This is a genomic window from Streptomyces sp. MP131-18, from assembly GCF_001984575.1.
GTDB classification, from domain to species: domain Bacteria; phylum Actinomycetota; class Actinomycetes; order Streptomycetales; family Streptomycetaceae; genus Streptomyces; species Streptomyces johnsoniae.
Window position 1 is genome coordinate 1,018,885 of the sequence record NZ_LZNS01000001.1, and the last position, 18,371, is coordinate 1,037,255.

20 protein-coding genes are annotated in these 18,371 nt (G+C 73.9%); 5 read left to right on the forward strand and 15 right to left on the reverse strand.

Annotated elements, in window-relative coordinates:
- Window positions 1-2 precede the first annotated feature (2 nt).
- The 9 genes from STBA_RS04200 to STBA_RS04240 form a co-directional block, all read right to left on the reverse strand.
- Window positions 3-278, reverse strand: a complete 276-nt coding sequence (locus STBA_RS04200; RefSeq protein WP_077057925.1) for a phosphopantetheine-binding protein — start codon at window positions 276-278, stop codon at window positions 3-5.
- On the reverse strand, window positions 265-1,773 hold the full coding sequence (locus STBA_RS04205; protein ID WP_077057926.1) for a PEP-utilizing enzyme: 1,509 nt from the start codon (window positions 1,771-1,773) through the stop codon (window positions 265-267). The genes STBA_RS04200 and STBA_RS04205 overlap by 14 nt, the downstream gene beginning before the upstream one ends.
- Window positions 1,770-2,756: an SDR family oxidoreductase gene (locus STBA_RS04210; RefSeq protein ID WP_107484972.1), complete on the reverse strand. Its 987-nt coding sequence runs from the start codon at window positions 2,754-2,756 to the stop codon at window positions 1,770-1,772. The genes STBA_RS04205 and STBA_RS04210 overlap by 4 nt, the downstream gene beginning before the upstream one ends.
- The gene (locus STBA_RS04215) at window positions 2,753-3,871 is read right to left on the reverse strand and encodes an SDR family oxidoreductase (RefSeq protein ID WP_077057928.1); all 1,119 of its coding nucleotides are present in this window, start codon (window positions 3,869-3,871) and stop codon (window positions 2,753-2,755) included. The genes STBA_RS04210 and STBA_RS04215 overlap by 4 nt, the downstream gene beginning before the upstream one ends.
- Window positions 3,868-5,076 (reverse strand): acyl-CoA dehydrogenase family protein, encoded by a 1,209-nt coding sequence (locus tag STBA_RS04220; protein WP_253194517.1) that lies wholly within the window; start codon window positions 5,074-5,076, stop codon window positions 3,868-3,870. Before STBA_RS04220 ends, STBA_RS04215 begins: the two co-directional genes overlap by 4 nt.
- A 5-nt stretch (window positions 5,077-5,081) precedes the next feature.
- Window positions 5,082-6,728, reverse strand: coding sequence for an AMP-binding protein (locus STBA_RS04225; protein ID WP_171987636.1), 1,647 nt, complete (start codon window positions 6,726-6,728; stop codon window positions 5,082-5,084).
- 114 nt (window positions 6,729-6,842) lie between these two features.
- Window positions 6,843-7,373 (reverse strand): SRPBCC family protein, encoded by a 531-nt coding sequence (locus tag STBA_RS04230; RefSeq protein WP_077057930.1) that lies wholly within the window; start codon window positions 7,371-7,373, stop codon window positions 6,843-6,845.
- Between the two features lie 123 nt (window positions 7,374-7,496).
- Window positions 7,497-8,477 (reverse strand): ParB N-terminal domain-containing protein, encoded by a 981-nt coding sequence (locus STBA_RS04235; protein WP_077057931.1) that lies wholly within the window; start codon window positions 8,475-8,477, stop codon window positions 7,497-7,499.
- A gap of 474 nt (window positions 8,478-8,951) precedes the next feature.
- Window positions 8,952-9,365 (reverse strand): cold shock domain-containing protein, encoded by a 414-nt coding sequence (locus tag STBA_RS04240; RefSeq protein WP_171987637.1) that lies wholly within the window; start codon window positions 9,363-9,365, stop codon window positions 8,952-8,954.
- Between the two features lie 211 nt (window positions 9,366-9,576).
- On the opposite strand from STBA_RS04240, the gene STBA_RS04245 reads away from it, so the two are divergent.
- Window positions 9,577-9,966, forward strand: coding sequence for a VOC family protein (locus tag STBA_RS04245; RefSeq protein ID WP_077063102.1), 390 nt, complete (start codon window positions 9,577-9,579; stop codon window positions 9,964-9,966).
- Between the two features lie 20 nt (window positions 9,967-9,986).
- On the opposite strand, the gene STBA_RS04250 is transcribed toward STBA_RS04245, so the two are convergent.
- The 5 genes from STBA_RS04250 to hppD form a co-directional block, all read right to left on the reverse strand.
- Window positions 9,987-10,799, reverse strand: a complete 813-nt coding sequence (locus STBA_RS04250; protein ID WP_077057932.1) for an alpha/beta hydrolase — start codon at window positions 10,797-10,799, stop codon at window positions 9,987-9,989.
- Between the two features lie 101 nt (window positions 10,800-10,900).
- Window positions 10,901-11,767, reverse strand: coding sequence for an EamA family transporter (locus STBA_RS04255; RefSeq protein ID WP_077057933.1), 867 nt, complete (start codon window positions 11,765-11,767; stop codon window positions 10,901-10,903).
- 12 nt (window positions 11,768-11,779) lie between these two features.
- Window positions 11,780-12,313, reverse strand: coding sequence for a MarR family transcriptional regulator (locus tag STBA_RS04260; RefSeq protein ID WP_077057934.1), 534 nt, complete (start codon window positions 12,311-12,313; stop codon window positions 11,780-11,782).
- A gap of 51 nt (window positions 12,314-12,364) precedes the next feature.
- The gene (gene fahA / locus STBA_RS04265; RefSeq protein ID WP_077057935.1) at window positions 12,365-13,621 is read right to left on the reverse strand and encodes a fumarylacetoacetase; all 1,257 of its coding nucleotides are present in this window, start codon (window positions 13,619-13,621) and stop codon (window positions 12,365-12,367) included.
- 123 nt (window positions 13,622-13,744) lie between these two features.
- Entirely contained in the window at window positions 13,745-14,914 is a 1,170-nt protein-coding gene (gene hppD / locus STBA_RS04270) for a 4-hydroxyphenylpyruvate dioxygenase (protein WP_253195208.1), read from the reverse strand.
- A gap of 276 nt (window positions 14,915-15,190) precedes the next feature.
- Between hppD and STBA_RS04275 the strand changes: the two genes are divergently transcribed.
- The 4 genes from STBA_RS04275 to STBA_RS04285 all read left to right on the forward strand — a co-directional run bounded on the left by STBA_RS04275 (window position 15,191) and on the right by STBA_RS04285 (window position 17,835).
- A complete protein-coding gene (locus STBA_RS04275) occupies window positions 15,191-16,126 on the forward strand; it encodes a S1 family peptidase (RefSeq protein ID WP_077057937.1) in 936 nt (311 codons plus the stop codon).
- 114 nt (window positions 16,127-16,240) lie between these two features.
- A complete protein-coding gene (locus tag STBA_RS04280) occupies window positions 16,241-16,480 on the forward strand; it encodes a hypothetical protein (protein WP_077057938.1) in 240 nt (79 codons plus the stop codon).
- A gap of 125 nt (window positions 16,481-16,605) precedes the next feature.
- Entirely contained in the window at window positions 16,606-16,749 is a 144-nt protein-coding gene (locus STBA_RS37550) for a hypothetical protein (protein ID WP_171987638.1), read from the forward strand.
- Window positions 16,750-16,911: 162 nt separating this feature from the next.
- Window positions 16,912-17,835 (forward strand): ADP-ribosylglycohydrolase family protein, encoded by a 924-nt coding sequence (locus STBA_RS04285; protein WP_077057939.1) that lies wholly within the window; start codon window positions 16,912-16,914, stop codon window positions 17,833-17,835.
- Here STBA_RS04285 and STBA_RS04290 read toward each other — a convergent pair.
- On the reverse strand, window positions 17,822-18,202 hold the full coding sequence (locus STBA_RS04290; protein WP_253194519.1) for a hypothetical protein: 381 nt from the start codon (window positions 18,200-18,202) through the stop codon (window positions 17,822-17,824). The two genes, STBA_RS04285 and STBA_RS04290, sit on opposite strands and share 14 nt — an antisense overlap.
- Window positions 18,203-18,371 lie beyond the last annotated feature (169 nt).

The following is an 18,371-nucleotide window of genomic DNA, read 5'->3' on the forward strand; positions in this document are numbered from 1 at the left end:
GGTCACGAGGTCTTGGCGGAGCGCAGCTCGTCGAGGAGCCCGACGAGGTCGCCGACGGTCTGGAGCTTGGCGGCCCTGGGGTTGTCGACGAGGGAGACGCCGAAGCGTTCCTCCAGCGCCAGCAGGATCTCCAGGGTGGCGAGCGAGTCGACCTCCAGGTCCTGGATGATGCGGTCCGTGGGACGGAGGTCGCGGTTGACGCGCTTGACAGTTGCGTAGACCTCCTCCAGGGCGGTGAGGGTCTCGGTGGGGGCGCTGGTGCTCTCAGGACTGGTCAAGGATGTTCACCTCTCCGGTACTGCCGTTGATGGACACGGCGGTGCCCGCAGGCAGCGACGCCGCGCCGGGGTATCCCACGACGCACGGGATTCCGTACTCGCGGGCGAGGATCGCGATGTGCGACAGGTCGCTGCCGCGCTCGCTGAGCACGCCTTCTGCAAAGGGCAGCAGCGGAGCGATGTCCGCGTCGGCCGAGGAGCAGACGATGACGACGGGCTCGTCCGGCAGTTCGCCGTCCGGTGTCATGGCGACGCCGACGCCGATGCCGGGGGCGACGCCCCGGTGCGTCTGAGGGGACTCGCTCAGCCAGGGGCGGATCGTTCCGTCGCCGTCGCTGAGGTCCAGGTGCTCCGGCATCGGGGTCCCGAGCGCGACGCGGCAGGCCGCGATGCGCGGCAGGGCGCGGGCGGCCAGGCCCGGGTCCGTGGCCAGGTCGGTGAACTCGCGGATCGTCAGGTACGGCCAGTGGCCGGGGTCGACGCCGAGCGAGCCGGCCAGCTCGGGGAGCAGGCGCCGGTAGATGTGCAGGGTCCGCATGGCGAGGGACTTGGAGTGCTCCCGCCCGGCCATCACCTCGCCGACGGCGACGGCGAGCGAACGGACGGTGCGGCTGCGCCAGGGGGACAGCATCCCGGCCAGGGCCTCGGACGGCTCGATCGGCGCGACGGCCGCCTGCGTACCGGAGTTGGCGGCCAGCTTGTGCCGCACGGCATAGTCCTGCCAGGGGTCGCTCGAATCCGCGACCTCGTAGAAGGAGGAGTCCAGGAAGTCACCGGGGCCGAAGGGGTCCATGGTGGCCGCCGCGGTGTGCAGCCGGTCCCAGACGAGCTCCCGCGGGCGGGTCAGCCAGTGCGCGATCTCGTCGCCGTGGCGGGCGAGCCGGCCGTAGACGCGCTGCTGGAGCGCGCGGATGGGCACGCACCCCGAGGTGGTGAGGATGTGGACGGCCCACGCCTCCTCCAGCACGGGCTTGGCGTCGCGCAGCACGCTGAACAGGGCGATCGGGCTGTTCGCGGTCGTCGCGGCACGCAGCGCCCACTCCAGTTCCGCGACGCGCTCCTCCAGGGCCCGCAGGCGGGGCCCGATATCGCGCAGTTCGCGCAGCAGCCTGGTGGCTGCCGACAGCCGGCGGGTGCGCCCGGAGCGCAGCGCGGTGATCTCCGCCGGGGAGTCGATGCCCTCGAAGTAGGCGTCGGTGACGTCGTTCGCGCTCAGTCCGGGGATACCGCGCGAGAGGTGGCAGTACGCCGCGAGATTGTGGTAGGGGCGGCAGCCGAAGTAGCCGACGAAGACGTAGTGCGAGCCCTCGGTCCAGGCGGGGCGGCCCCACAGGCGCTGCGCGAGCTTGCGCGTGCCGCGTTCCATGGGGTCGCCCACCAGCGACCATGACATCGGGGACAGCCGCTGAGGGGCGACCTCGCCGAAGTTGCCCGCGGAGTAGATGCGGAAGTACGGGTGGAGGTCGGTGTCCACCGACACGGTCTTCTCCTTCATACCCCGATCTCCCTTTCCGCGCGGCCGAGCAGGGCACGTCCGGTCGCCGCCAGGTAGTCGGCTTCCGGCACGGGCCACGGCCCGGGAATGTCATCGAGCACGCCCGGGTCCAGGTCGAACCAGGGCTCGGCGTAATCGGCCAGTTCCCGCGGGGTGCCGACGCGTTCGCCGATGAAACGCGTGAACCGGCCCAGCGGCCTGGCCTCGACGATCTTGGGAACGACGCCCCAGGGCCGGCACACCTCGGTGAACACCTCGCCGAGGGTGGGCCTGGCCGGGTCGAACCAGGTCCAGGTGCTGCGGCCGATCGGCGCGGAGAGCGCCTTCCACACGAGGTCCGCCGCGGAGGTGACGTCGGTGACCCAGCAGGGGAAGTCGCCACGGCTCGCGAGGTGCACCGGGTAGCCGGCGAGCAGGTGCGGGAACACCTTGGGCAGGCCGTGCTCGGTGTCCGGCCGTCCGCCGCGCGGGTCGGGCCCGAGCACGGGACCGAACCTGACGATGCCGATGGGCAGGTCCTGCTGCGAGTCGCGGACGTGCCGCTCGGCGCAGTACTTGCCGTACTCGTACCAGTTGCGGAAGCGCTGGCCGGTGTACAGCTCGCGGTTGGTGACGCGGCCCTGGGCGCGGCCGAGCGCCAGCAGGGAGGACACGTGCACGGCCTGCCGGAGTGCGGGCAGGCCGCGCAGGAACGTCAGCACGGACCGCATGCCGGAGCTGTGGGTCTCCAGCGCCTCGCCGGGCCCGGAGGTCCAGGACACGGAACCGAAGCACAGCACGACGTGCGTGGTCTCCTCGCGCACCCGGGCCAGTTCCCGCGCGGGAAGGCCGAGGCGCGGCATGCGGATGTCCCCGCGGACTGCCTCGCCCGCGATGGCCCGCCCGCTGCGGGAGAGCACCCGGACCTCCGCGCCGGAGGCGGCGCACGCCTGCGCCACGGCGGCGCCCAGGTAGCCGGAGCCGCCCAGTATCAACACGTTCATGCGAGGAACCTCGACAATCCGCTGTCGGCGGGCGCCACTGGACGCTGCGGCGCCGGGAGGTCGAACAGCAGGCGGGCGAGCAGCTCGGTGGAGGGCGCGGGCAGCGGCCCGTCCAGCAGCTCCGCCAGGCGCCCGCGCTCCATCACGCGGTCGAGCCCGATGTAGCGCAGTCCGATGATGCTGTTGCGCCACGCCTGGCTCAGGGGGAGGAAACGTTCCGCGTTGGCCGAGACCCACAGCACCTGCTCCGCGGTGGCGGGCATCGGCCGTACCCACTTGCCGAACGACAGCGGCGACAGGGCGCGCGCCACCTCGAGCAGTCCGCGGATCGTCGGGGCCCGTTCGCCCGCGGCGACGTGGGTGACCACGGGCTCGGTCCGCGGACCGCCGCGCAGCATGCCGGTGACGGCGTCCAGCAGGGCACCGGCCGCCATGTCGCGCGGCAGCACGTCGACCTTCGCGCCGCGCATGGCGGGCAGCAGCCTGCCCGGCAGGTCGTCCCAGCGCTCGGCCAGCAGGTACAGGGAGTTGCGCTTGAGGGTGGCGCCGGTGCGGGAGTCGCCCAGCAGCGCGGCGACCCGGCTGATCAGCACGTCCGGGTCGCCCGCCCGGTGCTGCTTGGCCAGTTCGCGCTCGGCCAGCCACTTGCTCTGCTCGTAGGCGGTGCGGTGGCGGTCGGCGGCCAGCTGCTCCTCGGCGATGCGGCCGATGACGCCGCCCGCCACGAAGATGGAGGAGGCGTAGGTGTAGAGGACGCGGCGGCCCGACCTGCGCTGGAGTTCGCGCGCGACGTCGAGGCCGTTGCGGGCGCCGAGCACGTTGACGGCGTACAGATCGCGCCCGCTGCCCGCCCAGTTGGTGTTGCCCGCGAGGTTGACGACGGCGTCGACGGACTCCGCCAGCTCGTCCAGGTCACGTTCGGACAGGCCCCACGCGGGTTCGCGTACGTCGCCGGTGACCCGGGCGGCGGCGAGGGCGGGGAACGCCCGGTCGAAGGGCATCAGCCCGGGCCGGTCGGGGCGCACCACCGGAACGATCCCGACCCCGCGTTCGGCGGCGGCCTCGGCGACGGCCGTGCCCAGTTGCCCGGTGATGCCGGTCAGCAGCAGCTTCATCCCAGCTCGACATTCTCGTCATAGGCGGCGAAGTCGGGGACCAGCCCGCTGGCCACCAGCTCCCACATCATTTCGTCGGAACCACCGCCGAGACGGGCCAGCCGCGAGTCGCGCCACATGCGTGACAGCGGCGTCTCGTCGTCGAGGTAGCCAGGACCGCCGAACATGTGCATGCACTCGCTCATGACTTCTTCGACGAACCGCGCGGCGGTGGTCTTCATCGCGGCGATCTCCCGCGTGCCGCAGGCCCCGGGGACCGCGACGCCCTGGGCGGCGGCGTACACCGAATAGCGCAGCACCACCAGCCGGGAGGTCAGCTCGGCCAGGCGCAGCCGCAGCGCCTGGTGCTCCATCAGCGGCTTGCCGAACTGCTTGCGGCGGTGCAGGTGCGCGGTGGTCAGCCCGATGGCGCGGGCGGCGCCGCCGACCGTCTGCCCGGCGATGGAGAGCCGCTCGTGGTTGAGGCCCCAGATGGCGGCGAGGAGCCCCGCGCCAGGACGGCCGACCAGTGCCTCGCCGGGGACCCGGGCGTCGACCACCATCCAGGTCGTGTCGAGCGCCGCAGTACCCGCCTTGCTGAGCTTTTTCTTCGGGGTGAGCCCCGACCGGGGCACGGCGACCAGGCCGAGGCGGCCCGCGACCGGCCCCTCGCCCTCGTCGATGCGGCACAGCAGGAGCGCGAAATCGCAGACGAGCCCGAGGGACAGGTACTTCTTCTCGCCGGTGACGTGCCAGCCGCCCGGCACCTTGCGGGCAACGGTGCGCACGCCGTTCAGATCGGAGCCGCCGGTGGGCTCCGAGGCCCCGAGGCAGCCGACGAGGCGCCCGTCGAGCGCGCCTTCCAGGTACTCGCGCAGCAGCGGGCCTTCGGCGTAGCGGGTGAGGATGGAGAGCACCGTCTCGCAGTGCAGGCTGAGACCGACGGACAGGCTCGCCCAGCCGAGACGCCCGCTCTCCTCGGCGATGACGACGCCGAGGCCGGGGTCGCCGTGCGGCGCGGTCTCCCAGCGTCTGCGGAACAGCCCGCTGCCGCCGAGCTCGGCCAGCGCGGCGCGCGGGAAGCGGCCCTCGGTCTCCGCGGCCCTCGCCAGCGGTTCGAAGGTCTGCGTCAGCAGGCCCGCGACCTCCTTGCGGGCCTCCTCCACACGCGCGCCGAACGGCCCGTCCGCGAACAGCCCTGGGGCCGGGGATTGGGGTGCGGCCACGAAACTCACGAGTCCTTACGCTCCTTCAGTTCGCCGGCGGCATAGGACAGCCACAGGGCCCTCCGGCGCGGCTTGCGGCTCGATGTGAGGGGGATGGCCCCCCGCTTGACGTACATGACCCGGGCGCTCGCCGCGTCGCCGGTGAACGACCTGATGACGGACAGCGCTTCGTCGAGGCGTTCGCCCAGGGGGCGTTCGGTGACGACGAGCACGGTGGGCGTGCCCGCGGTGATACCGGCGACGACGGTGGCGTGGTTGCGCGAGATGGCGCCCGAGGCGACCAGCTCAAGTTCGATGTCCTCGACGAACACGGTCTGCCCGTTGATCTTCACGCTGTCGCCGAGGCGGCCGACGACGTACAGCTCGCCGTCCAGGAGGAAGCCGGCGTCGCCGGTGTGCAGCTTCCCGTCGCCGAGCTTGGCCCGGTCCTCCGGGGTGGCGTCGACGTAGCCCTCGGCCACGGAGGGGCCCTCGACGTAGATCTCGCCCAGCACCCCCTCCGGCTGCGGCGCGCCCTCCTCGTCGAGGATGTCGACCCGCACGCCGTCCATGGGGCGGCCGCAGCTGACCTGCCACAACCAGGGCTCGGAAACGGGCTCGGCCCCCAGCTCCACCACGCTGCCGACGTCGAGCTTCTCCCCCAAGCGCCGTTCGAGGCCGCTGGCGCGCACCAGCCGGGGCACCTGCTGCCGGCCGACGCCGGTCACGGCGAGGGTGCCCTCGGCCAGGCCGTAGGCGGGCATCAGCGCGTGGATGTCGAAACCGTGGGGCTGAAGCAGGGCGACGAAGCGGGCCAGCACCGCCGGGTCGATGCGCTCGGCGCCGCTGACGACGGCGCGCAGGCCGGCGAAGTCAAGCCCGTCCAGGTGCTCGGGCCGGGTGCGGGCGAGGACCCGCTCGAATCCGAAGTTGGGCATGCACATGCTGGTGTACGGGTGACGGCCGTATTCGGCCAGCCAGCCGGTGGAGTCCCGGATGAACTGCTCGGGCCGCATCAGGGCGTGCTCGACCTGAACGGTCAGTCCGCCGAGCAGCCCGCCCACCAGGCCCATGTCGTGGTACAGCGGCAGCCAGGTGACGGCGCCGTGGCTTTCGAGGCCCATCCAGCTCTGGATCATGCGGAGGTTGGCGGCCATGTTGGCCACGGATATCCGCAGGCCGCGGGGCGCGCCGCGGGAGCCCGAGGTGAACTGGAGGACGGCCAGCTCGCCGTTCGCGCGCGGCGCCGCGTCCTCCCGGTCGGCGTGCACCGGCGCCACGACGCGCGTGGCGGTGCCGAGTTCGGCGACGCTCTCGCGCACGACGTCCTGGTACCTGGGGTCGGCGACGGCGAGCTTCGGGCGGATGCGGGCGGCGATGGCCCGCAGCTGGTTCTGGTAGCCCTCCCCCGCCCGCAGCGCCTGCGGCAGCGGCAGCACCGACGGCGTGGCGCCGATCGCGAGCAGGCCGAAGAACTGGGACACGAAGTCGGGCCCGGCCGGGAGCACGAGCGGCACCACGTCCCCCGGGCGCACGCCCTCGTCGGCGAGCGCGGCCCCGGCGCGCAGCGTCTGCGCCGCCAACTCCCGGTAGGTGAGCCGCTGCCAGGTGCCGTCGTCCTGGCGGAACCGCACACCCCGCCGCTCCGACGGGTCGTCGAGCCAGCCGATCACATGTTCATGGTCGACCGCATTCCCCTGCGACAATTGAGCTTTCCCTTCACGCGATCGGCTAGGTGCGGGAGGCTGCGCGGTGTGGTCCGCGGCCTTCCGGTGCGTATCCGTCCATCAGGAGGTGGATTCCAGCACGGTCTTGATCCGGGCGATCGACCGGCGCATGTCCCCGTCGAGCTTGCCGGACCAGTCCGCGAGAAACTGCTGTTTCTCGTCGCCGCTCAGCTTGGCCAGGATTTCACGCATGCCTTCCGTGAGATCACTCATACGGAACGCGTGGGTCAACACGCTCCCCCCGGCCGCCGCCTCGATCAGGAACGACCATACACTTCCCTGCGGACACCCGGAACTGTCCCGCATCGCCCAGCTGAATACGCGGGGGGCTTCCGACGCAACGACCTCACATTGAGTGGTCCATTCTCCGCGCACGACGGGGGCCCAGGAAACCACGTCGGCCGCCCGGTGGTTGCGCGCCGTGAATACCGACCCGAGGGCCGCGGGCGCGCCCTCCGTCCACTCACCGCCCAGGCATTCGGGACTCCATTCGCCGCTCCTCGTCAGGTCGCTGACGTAGGCGAACACGGTGTCCGGGGCGGCTGGCACCCACGTGCCGACGGAAATGTCGAAAACTGTTTCTGAGGTCATGAAGGATCACCAATCACGCGGCACGGATACGAAACGAGTGAACACCCCGTCCGGAATCCGCCCACCGAGAAAGCACAACAATGCTCCGGCCTTTCAGGCGCCGTACCGTCAACCTGCGTACCGTCAACCTGGTTTCTGTCTGCCGCGCCTCTGGTCGAGTTCCACGGCGAAGTCCTCCCATGCCCTGCTGCATTCACGAGCGGCCGACACAATGATCTCCACGCAGTGCGGCGGCACATTGTCGCTGATACGGTGCCATTCCTGGGGCCCCACGGTGCAGGCGTCGAGCAGCCGCAGCAGGGTGCGGCCCGATTCGGAAAAGCGCAGCGAAGGGTCCTTGCGCAGATTGCGAATCCGCACCGAGAGTTCCGGCCCTTCGTCCTCCTCCTCGGCACGCGCCTGCGGCCGCAGGGGTGTTGCCGCGGGCGCCACCGCGACGCGGCGGCCCGCCGGGACGGGCGCCTCGCCGCGCTGGATGCGGGCGCGCACGTCCCGGACCGTCGCCGGACAGACACCCGCCTCCCTGGCGATCTCCCGCAGCGGGGTGTCCGGTCGGTCGGCCAGCATCCGGCCGGCCTGGATGCGCCCGGCGGAGGCGTCCACGGGACGCACCCGGCCGTCACGGCCCCGCCGGGTGGCCGACTGGGGAATTTCCCCACTCGACCGGCGCCGGATCGAGCCGATGGTCTTGTGGGACAGTCCGGTGACCGAGGCGATCGCCCGGTCCGACCAGTCGGCGTGGGAGGCGATGATACGTTTGGCAGCGGCCGTCCTGTCGGCACGGGTCAGCGGCAGTCCGTGCGTGACGTTCACCTCCACGGCGAGGAGGAACGCCTCGTCGTCGTCGCAGTCCAGCAGCACCGCCTCGATGCTGTCCTCGCCCCTGAGCGCGGCCGCGTGCACCCGGTGCGTGCCGTCGATGACGCGCATGGTGCGGCGGTTGACGAGGATCGGCGGCAGCTCGGCGGCCGACTCGGCCAGGAGACGGATGTGTTCCGCGTCGGTGCCCGACCGCCGGGGCGAATCAGACGTCGTCAGTTCGCTCAGCGACACCCTTTCCGCGGACCCGGCTCCGGTGGCCCCGGCCGTCGACGAACCTCTCATGTGCGTTTCCACCCCTGGCGCTCTAGTGCTCCACTGCTCCAGCGCTTCACTGCTCCGTCGGTGGTGCGGGAGGTTTCGCGTCCGACGGCTGCCGGCCCGGAGTCGAAGCGTGCGGACCCCACGCTATGAAGTGCCCCCGAGCGCGGGAAACCCCTCAAGGACCCCTAGGCCAGCTCGGCCCCGGGGCAGGCGCCGCACGAGGGGGTGGCCGAGGGGCCCCGGAGGGGCGAACGTGCTGGTCGGAGCGGGGGCGGGGGCGCTGGGTGCCCGCCGGGAGCGGCTCCGCGGGCAGCCGGCGGCGGGGCCGCGGCCCCCTGCCACAGGGGTGCCGCGCCCGGGCGGGCGCACCGCGTCACCGGGGCGGGCACCGGCGGCGCGCGGCAGTCCGCGTGCGGCGCGCGGCGGCGCAGAATACGAAAACCCCGCTCCGGCGGCCGGGAGGCCCGTCGCCGGAACGGGGTCATGCGGGCTTGGTCAGGAGTCGACCCAGCCGTGCGAATGCGCCACCTGGATCAGCCGCTGCCTGATCTGGAGCACCTGCTCCGCCGTGGCGGTCGGCGCGGCGTGCAGCAGCGCCTCGGTGATCTCCTCGACGAACTCACGGACCGAAAGCACGTCGCACAGCTCCTCGTTGGGCGAGACGCCCGAGGAGCTTCTGACCGGCGCGGACATCGGCCGTTCCGCACCCTCCTGGAGCTGGACGTGGCTGGCCTTCAGGCCGCGGTCCCCCTCCTCCACCTCGAATTGCACCACCATGCCGGGCCCCAGCAGGCGCTTGTCGAACTCGAGATCGTTGACGTGGATGAACACGTCCTCGCCACCCGTGTCGGGTGCGACGAACCCATAGCCCTTGAGCTCGTCGAACCGTACGACCTTTCCCGTAACCATCAACACATCCAATCCCAGCCACACATGCACGTACTCCCACCGGGACCCGTTCCCGGAGAGCGGCGACCGCGGGGCCGCCGTGCTGCTTCCGGGCGGCGGGCCCAAGCCCTCCGATCCCGGTCCTTGCAAGATACCCACCGCCGCGGCCTCCGGGAAACTGGGGGTCGCCCACCCGTGCGCCGCGCCCGCGACCCGCGTTACGTTCGCGGGCATGACCACGGAACGCACCCGCCCGCGCCTCGGTCCGCCGACCCCCGTCCTCGACGCCCCGGACGCCCGCGAACTGGCCGGCTTCTACCGGTCGTTGCTCGGCTGGGAGGTGACCCAGGACGAGCCGGACTGGGTGCAACTCGCCGCCCCGCAGGGCGGCGCCCGGCTGTCCTTCCAGACCGAGCCGGTCTACGAGCGGCCCGCCTGGCCCGCCGTCCGCGGGCGGCAGCAGATGATGCTGCACCTCGACATCGAGGTCGACGACCTCGACGCGGCGGTGGAGTTCGCGACCGGCGCGGGCGCGGCGCTCGCCGGGTTCCAGCCGCAGGAGGACGTGCGGGTGCTGCTCGATCCCGCGGGGCACCCGTTCTGCTTCTGGGTGCGGGACTGACACCGCGGCGCGCGGGGCCCTCAGGCTCCTTCGGCCGCCAGCCAGGTGCGCAGCAGCGTCAGGAACTCCGCCGGCTGCTCCAGCGACGGCAGGTGGGCGGCGTCGGGCCAGTCGACGCGGCGGGCCCCGGGGATGCCCGCGGCCACCCGCCGGGCCGCGTCGTGAATGGCCAGGAGGTCGAGTGCGCCGAGGAGAACGAGGACGGGAACGCGGATCTCGGCGAGCCGGTCGAGGGCGGGCGGCTCGGGCTCCGCCTCCGCCACGTCGTCCCAGCCGGCCGTCACCTCGAACGCGCGCCGCTGCATCCGGTGCACCAGGTCGCGGACCTCGGGCGCGACCGCGTCGGCCTCCCGGTGCGGGCCGACGGCCCACCAGGTCACGTTCGCCTCGGCGGCGGCGTCCAGGTCGCCCCGGTCCAGCGCGGCGTCCTCCGCCTCGATGAACGCGCGCAGGTCCGGTGTGACGCCGGGGATGAGCGAGCCGCCGGGCGCGACGAGCAGCAGGGAGCGCACCCGCTCCCGGCCCGCGAGCGCGGCCTCGACGGCCACGCCGGCGCCGAAGGAGGCACCGACGAGGTGACAGTCGGCGATGCCGAGTTCGGCCAGGGTGTCGAGCACGTCGTCCGCCGGGGAGAGCGCGCCCCGCGGCCGGGTCACGGAGGCGCCGAAGCCGCGGAGGTCGAGCCTGACGGCGTCGCGCTCCGCGGTGAGCGCGGGCCAGAGAGGCTCCCACATCCGGCGGTCCGCGACGCCCGCGTGCAGCAGCACGACGGGCGGCTCGCCGCGGGGACCCGCCCGGTCGTAGGCGATGTCTGCGGAGGTGTACGTCGTCACTGCCTGGGGCTCCTCACGGCTGCCGGATTGCGGACCGAGGCAAACACAGGGCGGTCCCCGGCCTCAACCGCATTTCCGGCCCGCCCTTGGCGCCGGGGACGTCAGCCGAGCGCCAGCAGGGTGATGGCGGCCGCGGCCCCGGTGAGGCCGATGGCCTGGAGGGCGGTGACGCGTTCGTGCAGGGCCGTCAGCCCGAGCAGCACCGGCACCGCGGGATAGAGGGACGACAGCACGATGGCCACGACGGCGAGTTGCTGCTGAACGGCCAGGGAGTACAGGACCAGGGCACCGGCCGCGGTCGTCCCGGTGGCGGCCGCGCCCGCGGCGAGCGGCCACGTCAGCGGCGCCCAGGAGCGGCGGGCGCGGCCGGCGAGGGCGAGCGGGGCGACGGCCGCCACGGCGGCGGCCCGGCCCGCGGCGACCGGCCAGATACCGGCTTCCGGCGCGGCCTGGGCGAGGGCCAGGTACTGCACGGCGATGCCGACTCCGGCGAGCAGGGCGTCGGTGGTCGCCGCCGGGGCGTCACGGGCGGCGCCGCCCGTTCCGCTGCCGCCGCCCCTGCCGTTGCGCGAGACCAGCCAGAGGGCGGGCACGGTCACCGCGATACCGCCCCAGGCGGGCAGGGAGGGCCGGTCGCCGAGGAGGGCCACGCCGGTGATGACGGGCAGGGCGACGCCGCTCACGGCGCTGACGGGCACGACCACGCTCATCGCGCCGCGGCCGAGTCCGCGGAAGAGGAACGCCATGGCCAGGCCGGTGCCGACGCCGGACAACGCGCCCCAGGCGAGGTCGCTGGCGGTGGGCGAGCGGTCCGGCCACAGCGGTGCGGCGGCGAGGGTCGCCAGGAGCCCGCCGACCTGCCCGAGGAGGGCGACGACCGCGAAGTGGGCGCGGCGGGCCAGCAGCCCGCCGCCGAAGTCGGCGATGCCGTAGGCCAGCGCGGAGCCGAGCGCGAGGAGCGGTCCCATCGGCCGGTCCCGTCAGCCGGTCCCGGTGTCCGGCGCGGCGCGGGCGGCCCGGCCGACGGGGCAGGCGGCGCCGTGCGTGCAGGCGCGGCGGTCGCACATGCGGCACATCAGGTCCGCGTCGCCGACGCGGTCGTGCAGCCGGGTCAGCAGTTTGCCCAGCAGCCGGGTCAGCTCCGCCCGTTCTGCCGGGTCGAGGACGGCGACCAGGTCGGTCAGGAGCTCGGCGCGGGCGTCGAGCAGGGCGCGGGCGGCGCGGGCGCCTTCGGCGGTGAGCGTGACGGGCACCGAGCGCCCGGCGCCCTTGCGGCGCCGCACCAGCCCGTCGGACGCCAGGGAGTCGATGAGCCGGGCGGCGGCCGACTGGGTCAGGCCGACGTGGCGGCCGAGGCCCGTGCTGCCGAGGCCGGGGAACGTCGAAAGGACCACGAGGGCCGCCGCGCCGCTGGGGCTGATGCCGGCGGCACGGGCGGCGCCGGTCAGCGCCGTGTCCGCGACGGTGAGCGCGGTTGCCCCGAGGAGGTTCGCCGTACGCCGCAATTCATGCATGACTCATGCATAACACAGACGCACGGCGGGGTCACGGCGGGGGCGCGTCGGTCAGGAGGGCGAGGGCACCGCCGGGGCGATGCGCCCGCGCACCTCGCCGAGCCCGATCCGGGTGCCGCCGGGCCCGGGGGCGTCGGCGGTGATGACCACCTCGTCCCCGTCCTCGAGGAACGCCCGGGTGCTGCCGTCCGGCAGGGTCAGCGGGCTGCCCCCGTTGGCCGTCAGCTCGATGAGGGAGCCGCGTTCCCCCGGGCCGGGACCGCTGACGGTGCCGGAGGCCAGCAGATCGCCGGTGCGCAGCGACGCGCCGTTGACGGTGAGGTGGGCGAGCTGCTGGGCGGCGGTCCAGTACATCGCGGCGAACGGCGGCGCGGAGACGGGGTGGCCGTTGAGCGTGACGCGGAGGGTGAGGTCGAGGCCCCAGGGCTCGGCGGCCGGGTCCGCGGTGTCGTCCAGGTACGGCAGGGGCCTCGGGTCGCGCGGCGGCGGCGCGGTGCGGGCGTGGCCGAGGGCGGCGAGCGGCACGACCCACGGCGAGACGGAGGTGGCGAAGGACTTGCCGAGGAACGGGCCCAGCGGCACGTACTCCCACGCCTGGATGTCGCGGGCGGACCAGTCGTTGACGAGGCAGACGCCGAAGAGGTGGCGGCCCGCGCCGGCGAGCGGCACCGGGCGGCCGGGTGTGGACGGGGTGCCGACGACGAAGCCGACCTCGGCCTCGATGTCGAGCCGGGCGGAGGCGGCGAGGACGACGTCCCCCTCGGGGGTGCGGCGCTGGCCTGTGGGGCGGACGACGGGCGTGCCGGAGGGCACCACGGTGCCCGCGCGGCCGTGGTAACCGATCGGCAGGTGCTTCCAGTTGGGGGTGAGCGGGTCGCCGTCGGGGCGGAACATGCGGCCGAGCGCGGTGGCGTGGTGCTCGCTGGCGTAGAAGTCGACGTAGTCGGCGACGGTGAACGGCAGGTGCAGGTCCACGGAGCCCGCGGGCCGGAGCAGCGGCTCGACGGCCGTGCGGTGGCGCTCGTCGCCGAGCCAGTCCGTGACGGCCGCGCGGACGCGGGCCCAGGTATCGGGGCCCGCCGCGAGCAGCGGGTCGAGGGTGCCGGCGGCGAACAGCGCCGCGTCGCCGGGCAGCAGCGCCTCGGCGGCGGCCGTGAGGTCGAGGACCTGGTCGCCGATGGCGACGCCGACGCGGCGGGCGGGAGTGTCCTGGGTGGTGAAGCTGCCGTAGGGCAGGGTGTGGATGCCGAAGGGGTGGGCCGGGTCGAGGCCGAGCCAGGTGGTGCCGTGGCGGGCGGCGGCGGTCATGGGCGGCCTTCCGGTCGGGGGCGGGGAACGGGTGCGCCACCGCGCCGGAGGTGCCGCTCGCGCGGAGCGGCACCGCGGGCGCGGTCGGTCGAACGGTCGGGGGTCGATCGGTCGGTCGGTCGGTCAGAAGTTGCCGCGCTTGGCCTGTTCGCGCTCGATGGCTTCGAACAGCGCCTTGAAGTTGCCCTTGCCGAAGCCGAGCGAACCGTGGCGCTCGATGAACTCGAAGAAGACCGTGGGCCGGTCGCCCACCGGCTTGGTGAAGATCTGGAGCAGGTAGCCGTCCTCGTCGCGGTCCACGAGGATGCCGCGGCTGCGCAGTTCCTCGATGGGCACCCGGACCTCGCCGATGCGGGCGCGCAGTTCGGGGTCGGAGTAGTACGAGTCGGGGGTACTGAGGAACTCGACGCCCCTGGCGCGCAGCACGTCGACGGTGGTGAGGATGTCGCCGGTGGCCAGCGCCAGGTGCTGGGCGCCCGGACCCTGGTAGAAGTCGAGGAACTCGTCGATCTGCGACCGCTTCTTCCCCGCGGCCGGCTCGTTGAGGGGGAACTTGACGCGGTGGTTGCCGCTGGCGACCACCTTGCTCATGAGGGCGGAGTACTCGGTGGCGATGTCCTCGCCGACGAACTCGGCCATGTTCGTGAAGCCCATGACCCGGTTGTAGAAGTCCACCCACTCGTCCATACGGCCGAGTTCGACGTTGCCGACGACGTGGTCCAGGGCCTGGAACACGCGCTTCGGCTCGCCGTCCGGCTGCCGGTAGCCGGAGGTCCGGGCGACGTAACCGGGCAGGTAGGGGCCGTCGTAGCGGGAGCGGTCGACCAGGCTGTGGCGGGTGTCGCCGTAGGCGGCGATGGCCGCGACGCGGACGGTGCCGTGCTCGTCGGAGACGTCGTGCGGCTCCTCGAGCACCGTGGCCCCCTGGGCGCGGGCGTGGGTGATGCACCGGTCGACGTCCGGCACTTCGAGCGCGATGTCGACGATGCCGTCGCCGTGGCGGCGGTGGTGGTCGAGCAGCGGGCCGGCCGGATCGGTGCCGCCCTTGAGGACGAAGCGCACCGCGCCGGAGCGCAGGACGTAGGCGTGGTGGTCGCGGTTGCCGGTTTCCGGGCCCGAGTAGGCGACCAGCTCCATGCCGAAGACCACCTGGTAGAACAGCGCGGCCTGGGTGGCGTTGCCGACCGACCAGACCACCGCGTCCCAGCCGGAGACGGGGAACGGGTCGGCTGCGGCGTCGTACTCCACCAGACCGAGGAGCCGGTGGAGCTGTGCGGGATCGAGGTCGGCCAGCCGTTCCTGGCTGGTGAGGGTGAGATCGGTGTCCACGATCGGCTTCCTCGCTTCCGTGCGACATCGGTGCTGTACAACAAGGACACCTGATCACGAATGCCCTGCGCAAGCAGGGCACTCCACACTGGACCGACTGTCCAGATTGCCGCGCTGAACGGGAGAATCACTGGACATTGTGTGCAGGGACCTTGCGGGGCCGCTCCGCCAGGTGGCCGAAAGGCGGGCTTGGCAAGGCGGCGGGCACCGGAGAGACTCCGTTCTCACCTTGTCAGGCACATGCCCACCCAGGAGGACCCCGTGCCCCTGTCCCCCACCACCCCTCGCAGACGCCCGGCCCGCCGGGGCCGCCTCGGCGCCGCCGCGGCGGGCCTGCTCGCCCTCGCCGCCGTCCTGCTGCCCGGTGCGGCCCACGCCGCCCCGCCGCCCGCCTTCGCGGCCGACCGGCTCGCCCTCGCCGCCGACGCGGTGCGCGCGGCCGACGTCCGCGGCACCGCGTGGGCCGCCGACCCGGCGGCGGGCACCGTGCGCGTCGCGGCCGACGAGACCGTGACCGCCGAGGATCTGGCCGGTATCCGGCGGGCCGCGGGCCCGCTCGCCGCCGCGCTGGACATCGAACGCGTCCCCGGCCGGCTCGAACCGCGGCTCCAGGGCGGCGAACCCGTCTACGCCACCGGCGGCTGGCGCTGCACCGCCGGATTCAACGCCAGGTCGGGCGGTACCGACTTCTTCGTGACCGCCGGTCACTGCACCGACGGTTACCCGGACTGGTACGCCGATCCCGGACTCACCGTTCTCATCGGCTCCACGGCGGGCAGCACCTTCCCCGGCAGCGACTACGGCCTGGTCCAGTACACCAACCCCGACATCCCGCGGCCCGGCACCGTCAACTGCAACGGCCGGTCCATCGACATCACGGGCGCGACCGGCGGCACCGTCGGCGGCCCGGTGCACGTCGCGGCCCCCAGCGGCTGCCGGTCCGGAAGCATCACCGGGCTCAACTACACGGTCAATTACGGCAACGGCGTGATCATCAGCGGTCTGGGCCGCATCAACATCTGCGCGGAACCGGGCGACAGCGGCGCCCCCGTCTTCACCGGTTCGCTGGCCATCGGCGTGATCTCGGGCGGCAGCGGCAACTGCGCCACCGGCGGCACCACCTACTACCAGCCCATCGGCGAAGTCCTCAACGCCTACGGACTGGTCCTCACCTGACGCCCGGCCGCACGGCGTTCATCTGCTGTTGGCCCGCAGGGCCGGCCGCGGGACTACCGGCGCCGGGCGGCCCGGCATACGATCCCACCGCTGCCGGGACATGGGGGTCGAGGAATGAACGCACGCGCAGGGCTCGGGGCGGCCGTGGCGGCGGGGGCGGTACTGGTGCTGACGGCCTGTTCCCAGTCCGACCGCACCGAGATCGCCACCTTCACCGACGAACACGGCCGGGCCTGTACGGCGGCCGTGGTGATCGACTCGGAGGACGGCGACCGCGAGGTGCAGAGCCTGGACTGCGACTACCCGCCGGAGGGCACGGGCCCGGGCCGTTCCGGCTACACCGAGCTGCCCTGAGCGGCGGCCCTGGCCGGACCTGACCTGGCCTGGCGGGCGGCAGGACGGGCGCGCCGGCGCGGATCTGCCGCGGGGCGCGCCGCGGGCGAGACCGGCAGAGCACGTCAGCCGAACGAGTAGCCCGCGTGTCCGATCGTCCCGTCGCTCGCCAGGCGCAGGCCCCCCGGCAGCACCGGGCCCGTGCGGCGCACGTCGTGCGGAAGCTGCCCGCGTACCCGCGGTTCGGACTCGGCGTGCCCGAGGAGCGGCTGCCGGTCTCGCGGTACTGACGGCGCGCGCCTCGGGCGAGGCCAGCGGGCCGGCAAGGCCGCGTGGCACGGCAGGTCGAGCAGGCGCGGGAGGGGCGGTACGACGCCCCCTGAGCCGTCCCGCGGGCGGCCTTCGCGCGAACCGGTGGCCGCGGCCCGCCGGTGCGGGCAGCATGGGGCGGCATGAGGAACAGCCGGGCAGCGGCCCGGGACAGCCTGCACGGACTCGCCCTGGGCGACGCCTTCGGGGAGCGGTGGTTCCCGCTGCGGCGCGGACCTGACCAGGCGCGCGCCGCCATCCACGCGCGCCGCACGCCGCAGGAGCCGACGTGGCCCTGGACCGACGACACCGCCATGGCGCTCGGCGTCTTCCGGGCGCTGCGTGCCGACGGCGAGATCAGACCCGACCGGCTGGCCCGGGTCTTCGCCGACGGCTACCTGGCGGAGCCGGCGCGGGGCTACGGCTACGGCATGCACGAGCTGCTGCCCCGGCTGGCCGACGACCCCACGGCCTGGCGCACCGAGACCACGCGGCTCTTCGGCGGCGAGGGCAGCCTGGGCAACGGCGCCGCGATGCGTGCGGCGCCGCTAGGGGCGTGGTTCCGCGCGGACGAGGAACGGGCCGCCGCGCAGGCCGGGCTGGCCGCACGGGTGACGCACGGTCATCCCGAGGGCGTGGCGGGCGCGGTCGCCGTGGCCGTGGCCGCCGCCCGCGCCGCCGCGGGCGGCGCCGCGCCCGGGGCGGCGGCGTTCCTGCGGGCGGTCGCCGGGCGCACGCCGCCGGGGGCGGTGCGCGGGGGGCTCGAACGGGCCGCGGAGCTGCCGGCGGACGTCTCGCCGCAGGAGGCGGCCGACGTGCTCGGCAACGGACGGCGCGCCACGGCCGCCGACACCGTGCCGTTCGCGCTGTGGTCGGCCGCACGGCACCCCGGCAGCCTGACGGACGCGCTGTGGTGCACGGCGGAGGGGCTCGGCGACGTGGACACCACGTGCGCGATCACCGGCGGCGTGGTCGCGGCCCGCACCGGGCTCGACGGGGTGCCCGCGGCGTGGCTCGCGCGCCGCGAGCCACTGCCCGCGTGGGTGGATGCCGTCAGCCCGGACTGAGGCCCGTGGCCAGCGGCGACACGGAGGTCACGGGCGAGACGCCCGCCAGCCGGCAGACCGCGATGTAGAGCAGCAGCGGATGGGTGTAGGGTCCCGCGTCCTCGGGCCAGTGGATCAGCTGCGGCACCGGCCGGACCGTCATCGCCGAGGAGTCCCTGACCGCGGGCCCCGGCAGGCAGGCGCCCGCCCAGTAGCGGGCGGTGGGCGGCCAGTCGAGCCCGACCTGGGACTCGGAGGGAACGACCCACCACCAGCGCCGGCCGGCGGCGAAGACCGCCCCGGCGCGCGGCAGGCTGGTCATGATGCGGCGGCCGTGGTCCTCCGAGACGCCGACGGCGTCCCCGGCCAGGCCGTCCGGCGTGGTCACCGGGAGGTGGAGTGGGGCGGGGCGGGCGGCGGGCACCGCCGCGCCGCCGCGACAGGCATGGGCACGTGGTCGGTGGTCCATGGGCGCGCCCGCGCTAACGGCGCCGGGACGCGAATGACCGGGCCCCGCAGCCGACGCCGGGCGGCACCGCCAGGCCCCACAGCGTGCT

Bases quoted from the DNA above. Each gene is read 5' to 3' on its own strand.
- STBA_RS04205 (WP_077057926.1), bottom strand. From the start codon at position 1,773: ATGAAGGAGAAGACCGTGTCGGTGGACACCGACCTCCACCCGTACTTC.
- STBA_RS04210 (WP_107484972.1), bottom strand. From the start codon at position 2,756: ATGAACGTGTTGATACTGGGCGGCTCCGGCTACCTGGGCGCCGCCGTG.
- STBA_RS04215 (WP_077057928.1), bottom strand. From the start codon at position 3,871: ATGAAGCTGCTGCTGACCGGCATCACCGGGCAACTGGGCACGGCCGTC.
- STBA_RS04230 (WP_077057930.1), bottom strand. From the start codon at position 7,373: ATGACCTCAGAAACAGTTTTCGACATTTCCGTCGGCACGTGGGTGCCA.
- STBA_RS04235 (WP_077057931.1), bottom strand. From the start codon at position 8,477: ATGAGAGGTTCGTCGACGGCCGGGGCCACCGGAGCCGGGTCCGCGGAA.
- STBA_RS04240 (WP_171987637.1), bottom strand. From the start codon at position 9,365: ATGGTTACGGGAAAGGTCGTACGGTTCGACGAGCTCAAGGGCTATGGG.
- STBA_RS04245 (WP_077063102.1), top strand. From the start codon at position 9,577: ATGACCACGGAACGCACCCGCCCGCGCCTCGGTCCGCCGACCCCCGTC.
- STBA_RS04255 (WP_077057933.1), bottom strand. From the start codon at position 11,767: ATGGGACCGCTCCTCGCGCTCGGCTCCGCGCTGGCCTACGGCATCGCC.
- STBA_RS04260 (WP_077057934.1), bottom strand. From the start codon at position 12,313: ATGCATGAATTGCGGCGTACGGCGAACCTCCTCGGGGCAACCGCGCTC.
- fahA (WP_077057935.1), bottom strand. From the start codon at position 13,621: ATGACCGCCGCCGCCCGCCACGGCACCACCTGGCTCGGCCTCGACCCG.
- STBA_RS04275 (WP_077057937.1), top strand. From the start codon at position 15,191: ATGCCCACCCAGGAGGACCCCGTGCCCCTGTCCCCCACCACCCCTCGC.
- STBA_RS04280 (WP_077057938.1), top strand. From the start codon at position 16,241: ATGAACGCACGCGCAGGGCTCGGGGCGGCCGTGGCGGCGGGGGCGGTA.
- STBA_RS04285 (WP_077057939.1), top strand. From the start codon at position 16,912: ATGAGGAACAGCCGGGCAGCGGCCCGGGACAGCCTGCACGGACTCGCC.